2 protein-coding genes are annotated in these 1,172 nt (G+C 74.6%); both read right to left on the reverse strand.

The window, feature by feature from the left end; all coding sequences use genetic code 11:
• Positions 1–126: 126 nt before the first annotated feature.
• The gene (locus ACTS11_RS21100) at positions 127–375 is read right to left on the reverse strand and encodes an acyl carrier protein (RefSeq protein ID WP_442642244.1); all 249 of its coding nucleotides are present in this window, start codon (positions 373–375) and stop codon (positions 127–129) included.
• Positions 372–1,172: 2-oxo acid dehydrogenase subunit E2 (locus tag ACTS11_RS21105; RefSeq protein ID WP_442642245.1), on the reverse strand; the 801-nt coding region annotated here is incomplete at its 5' end. The genes ACTS11_RS21100 and ACTS11_RS21105, both read right to left, overlap by 4 nt.

Raw genomic sequence — 1,172 nt, forward strand, 5'->3', positions numbered from 1 at the left:
GGCGGGCCTGCCGCGCCCCGCGCCGCGCGACGCCTTCCCCCTCGTCCTCCGCCGGAAGCGGGGTGGCGAGGCGGCGGAGACCTTCGCGCGATGGCTCCTCGCCCATGGCGCGGTGGCGGCGCCGGATCAGCCCCCGGTGGCCTCGGCCAGGTAGTCCGCCGCCAGCGCGGCCGTCGCGATCCTCGGATAGTCGCGCTCGGGGATGTCGACGCCGAGGCGCTGGTGCAGCGCCGAGACGAGGTTCAGCACGTCCATCGAGTCGAGCTCGAGATCGTCCTGGATGTGGTCGTCATCGCCCACGGTGGCGGGGTCGATGTCGGGGGCGACGCGGGTCAGCTCCTCGAGGAAGATCGCGCGGCAGTCGGCGGCTTTCATGGTCCCTCCGGGGTTGCGACGTGCCGCTCGAAGGCGGCGATGAAGCGGGCGACCTGGCGTCCGTCGCTGACGCGGTGATCGGCCGAGACGGTCATGGTGACGACGTGGCGCGGCACCACCGCGCCCGCGACGACCCAGGGCCGCAGGTGCGGCGCGCCGAGGCCCACGAGCGCCACCTGCGGCGGGAAGATCACGCCGGTCATCGCCTCGGCCCCCGTCTCGCCGAGGCTGGAGACGGTGATCGTCCCCTCCGTCATCTCCGAGGCGCGAAGCCGCCCGGCACGGGCGCGGGTGACGAGGTCGCGCATCCCCGCCATGATCTCGGGAAGCGTCATGGCGCCGGCGTCCATCAGCGCGGGCGCGACCAGCCCGCCGCCCCGGAGCGCGATGGCGACGCCGGTATTGACCCGAGCCGAGGGCACGAAGCCCGTCTCCTCGAGGTAATGGCCGTTCATCGCGCGCACCTCGGCGGCCGCGAGGCTGGCCGCACGCACGAAGACCGCGCCGAGGAGGATGCGCGCGTCGGGCGGCATGCCCTCGTTCCGCGCCTCGAGAAAGCGGATCGCGGGCTCCACGTCGATGGTCTCGGAGAGGTAGAAATGCGGGATCGTGCGCTTGGCCCGCGCCATGGCGGCGGCGATGGCCTTGCGCATCTCCTCGAGGGGCGAGGCCTTGGCCTTCGGGCGGTCGGGGGCCGCGTGCTCCACGTCGGCGAGCAGGATGGCGCCGCCGGGGCCGCTGCCCCGGAGCGCGGCGATGTCGACGCCGAGGCGGTCGGCGAGCTGCCGCGCGGCGGG

Source organism: Roseicyclus sp. (assembly GCF_052168335.1).
In the GTDB taxonomy this organism is placed as follows: domain Bacteria; phylum Pseudomonadota; class Alphaproteobacteria; order Rhodobacterales; family Rhodobacteraceae; genus Roseibacterium.